Raw genomic sequence first — 3,796 nt, 5'->3', positions numbered from 1 at the left:
TATTTTAAATAATTTTTATTTTTTATTTTTTAATTTTTTTAAAAAAGAGTATTTTAAATAATATTGATTTTTAATTTTAAAAAAAGTAGTTATTTAATTATTTTTTTATTTTTATTTTACTTATTCAAATATGTTTTATTCATATCTTCTTTTACTTCATCAAATCTATTTAATAAGCATTTAACTAATTCCCTATCGATTTTATTAAGTTTCTTATCTAATAAGTCAACCCCTTCTTGGGTGATTCCTTTTTTGGTTGCTACCTTATTGATTATCTCTTCATTGGATAATGCTTGATCTTCTTTTAGGAGTGCAGTTCCTATGATTGTTTTTAAAATCATATCTTCAGCTTCATCTTTGGAAACCTTTGCCAATTCTGAAGATGTTTGTGCAAGTTTTTCAATCATTATTGCAAGGAATGCAGGTGCACAGCTGGTTAAGATTGTGCTGATTTCCAATTCATTGTCTGTAGGATGGAGATTATCCTCTTCCTCATTGAAATATATTGGATTGTCAATCTTCTTGACATAACTGAATTCATTGAACAGATCTTCAACAAAGAGTCTTTCCTGCAATTCCACTTTGGAATTGTGCTTTACAAGTGTCACTCCTTTTCTTCTTGACAATGAGCTTATTGCGTTATTGGAAGTGACTGTTGAAGCTAATGTAGGAATTACTAGGCTTAATTTTCCATCATAAAATGATTTGATGTGATTAAAGTTAAGTCCTGCGCAAGTGTAGATGATGTGTGTATTTTCATTGAGGCATGGTGCAATTTCATCCATGACTTCTTTAAATTGAGGAGTTTCGACGGAAATAAGGATTTTTTCGCAGGATTTCGCGATTTCTGTATTATCTGAAGTAATGTTTAGATTTTCGTCTGGATATTCTTCAATCAAACTTTCAAATTTATTAAGGTGTCTATTTGAAACAATCAATTCTTCATCCTCTAATAGTAAATTAAGCTTGAGTATGTTATTTACTATCATAGAACCCATATTTCCGTATCCAATAACTCCTATCTTCATAGTTACACTTTCACTATGTTTTTAATTAAGATTTGAATATTTATATTAAATATGCACATTACGGAGTATAAAAATCAAAATCTTAATCAAAATATTTATTAAAACTATCGTTATAAATAAGGTTATATATTTATAACTAATTTAATTTATTATTTAACTTATTAATAAACTTTACAGTTTTATTTTTGGATTTAAAGCATTTATTCAAGGTTGTTTTACATTTATTAAACTTTAGTTTAGTTAAATGTATTTTAAAGAATATCAAATGAGTTTTAGTTTTGATTTTGTATGCTGTTTTCTTAAGGTGTGATTTGAAGTTTTAAGTTTTGGTTAAATGATGTTTTCATGATGATGTGGCTTATTCTAAAATCCTTATTTTCGGATTTTCTTCAATACGATTGCATTTAATGAAATTGCTTGTTATGGTGTTAAATAATTCCCAATCAATTATGTTCCATAAATGATTTCCTTTTCTTATTTCAATTAATTTTCCATTGGTAAATATTTCTTTAAGCTTAATAGCTGATTTGGTGCAATTCAAATCTTCCTTGCTTCCATATGTAATCAAAATATTTTCCTTTTTCAATAGCTCTTTGGAAAAATTTTTAGGGAGGGTATAATTCAATGATTCGTAAGCTATTTCTTTCTCTTCCTTGATGGATCTGTCTAATATCCTTTCCATATAGGAGTAATATTCTTTGGAAATTCCAAAATATCTTAGATATGCATTGACGATAAATTGATCAGGCTTTTCATTGAGATGCTCTGATTGTGTCTTTGCCAATCTATTTGTGACACTCAATTCCTTCATCTCCTTGAAATCACTTATTTCAGGACTTGATAAAATCAAATTGGAAATCATTTGAGGATTTTCATTCAATATTTCTATAGCTATTGAAGTTCCAAGTCCTATTGAGATGATATTTATACTGTCGGTCTTTTTTGAACTTATCAGATTTTTGATGAATTCACTTATTTCCTGTGAGGATTTCTTGATGGTGAATTCCCCTTCAGATTTGCTCTCTCCATGCTGTGGCAAATCAAGGAATATGCAATGAAAATCCTTAAAATACTTATCATATCCTTCCTTTTGCCTGGTCCAAATCCATTTGTCAAGCAATTTGGTATGGAGAAAGAGTATGGTCTCATCATTTTCGGCTCCAATTTCCTCATAGGCCAGATTTTTAAAATATTTCAAGGTCATTTTATCATCAATTTATTAATCAAGTTAATTAGTTCTCATGTTATCGAACAAGACATATACATTTATAATGTTGATTGTTATATATAATATTGATTCTTATTATAATTTATTAAAAATGGGATTAGTGATAATATGAAAGCTGACGCATACAAAATCGTAGATGACGTTTATTGGGTAGGGGTTCTCGACTGGGATATTCGTGACTACCACGGATACACCTTAAACGGAACAACCTACAACTGTTACTTGGTATTTGGTGAAGACAAGGTTGCTTTAATCGACAATGTTTATCCTGGAAAATCTGAACAGTTCTGGGGAAGAATCAAAGATGCCTTTGAAAAGGAAGGCAGAGAATTCAAAATCGATGTAGTTATCCAAAACCACATTGAAAACGACCACAGCGGTTCCTTAAGTGAAGTGGTTGCAAAATTCCCTGATGTTGAAGTATACTGTTCCAAAAAGGCTGAAGGCGGTCTTAAAAACCATTTGCCTGAACTTGCAGACTTTGAATTCAACACTGTAAAAACCGGAGATTCCTTAGACATTGGTGGAAAAACCTTCCAATTTGTTAACGCTCCAATGCTTCACTGGCCTGACAGTATGTTCACCATGTTGATGGAAGAAGGAATCCTATTCTCAAATGATGCATTCGGTCAACACATCTGCTTATCTGAAAGATTGGATAAGGATGTCGATCCTGTTATATTAAGAGAAGCTGCAAGAAAATATTACGCTAACCTAATCACTCTCTCCTCTCCAATGGTTGGAAGAAAAGTGGAAGAGCTTGCAAGCTTAGGTTTAGTTGACGCTTTAAAAATAATTGCTCCATGTCACGGTCAAATCTTCACTGACCCTAGCTTCATCATTGACCTTTACACCAAATGGTCCACTGGAAGCTATGAAGGAAACAAGATAACCTTCATCTATGACACAATGCACCATTCCACCCAAAGAATGGCTCATGCAATGGCTGAAGGTGTAATGAGTGAAGGTGTTGAAGTCAAGATGTACTTCATGCATGATGATGACAAAAGTGATGCAGTAACAGATGTGCTTGATTCTAAAGCTATCTTTGTAGGGGCTCCTACAATGATGAACAAGCCGTTCCCAGGTATTGGAGATGTCATGTATTACTTGAACTGTCTTAGCTTCGGTAGAATTGAAACCAAAAAGGCAGTTGCATTCGGTTCTAAAGGTTGGTCCGGAGGTTCTGCAAAAACATTGGCAGCAAACCTTGAAGAAGCTGGATTTGAAGTTATCGACCAAATGGAAATTGACTTCAAGCCAAGTGAAGAGCAACTTGAAGAATGCTATGAATTAGGTAAAAAAGTAGCTCAAATGATTAAAGAATAGTTTTTTCACTATTCTCTTTTTTTATTTTTTTTAAAATTTGTAATTTATTTATTTTTTTAATCAGATTTCTTAATTTTTTTAAATTTAATGTAATTCCTTATTTTTTCAATATTTTTAATATATTAAACTATTTATGTAAAAATCTAACGATAATCAATTAATTTTTTAATTTAACATCAATATTGCTTTTATTTTTAAGAAAAACTTTATA

The 3,796-nt window shown here is 31.0% G+C and carries 3 protein-coding genes; 1 reads left to right on the top strand and 2 read right to left on the bottom strand.

Annotated features, from left to right (window positions below):
- Positions 1-116: 116 nt before the first annotated feature.
- Together ACKI67_RS08225 and ACKI67_RS08220 are read right to left on the bottom strand one after the other, a co-directional pair.
- Positions 117-1,028, bottom strand: coding sequence for a pyrroline-5-carboxylate reductase family protein (locus tag ACKI67_RS08225; protein WP_407463025.1), 912 nt, complete (start codon positions 1,026-1,028; stop codon positions 117-119).
- Between the two features lie 358 nt (positions 1,029-1,386).
- Positions 1,387-2,232: an alpha/beta hydrolase gene (locus tag ACKI67_RS08220; protein WP_407463023.1), complete on the bottom strand. Its 846-nt coding sequence runs from the start codon at positions 2,230-2,232 to the stop codon at positions 1,387-1,389.
- Between the two features lie 132 nt (positions 2,233-2,364).
- On the opposite strand from ACKI67_RS08220, the gene ACKI67_RS08215 reads away from it, so the two are divergent.
- Positions 2,365-3,585, top strand: a complete 1,221-nt coding sequence (locus ACKI67_RS08215) for an FprA family A-type flavoprotein (RefSeq protein ID WP_407463022.1) — start codon at positions 2,365-2,367, stop codon at positions 3,583-3,585.
- The last annotated feature ends 211 nt before the right edge of the window (positions 3,586-3,796 follow it).

This window comes from Methanobrevibacter sp. (assembly GCF_045577275.1).
Classification (GTDB): Archaea; Methanobacteriota; Methanobacteria; order Methanobacteriales; family Methanobacteriaceae; genus Methanobrevibacter.
This window is presented reverse-complemented; position numbering and strand designations above follow the sequence as displayed.

Excerpts from the sequence above, each read along its gene's own strand:
- ACKI67_RS08225 (WP_407463025.1), bottom strand. The coding sequence starts at position 1,028 with ATGAAGATAGGAGTTATTGGATACGGAAATATGGGTTCTATGATAGTA.
- ACKI67_RS08220 (WP_407463023.1), bottom strand. The coding sequence starts at position 2,232 with ATGACCTTGAAATATTTTAAAAATCTGGCCTATGAGGAAATTGGAGCC.
- ACKI67_RS08215 (WP_407463022.1), top strand. The coding sequence starts at position 2,365 with ATGAAAGCTGACGCATACAAAATCGTAGATGACGTTTATTGGGTAGGG.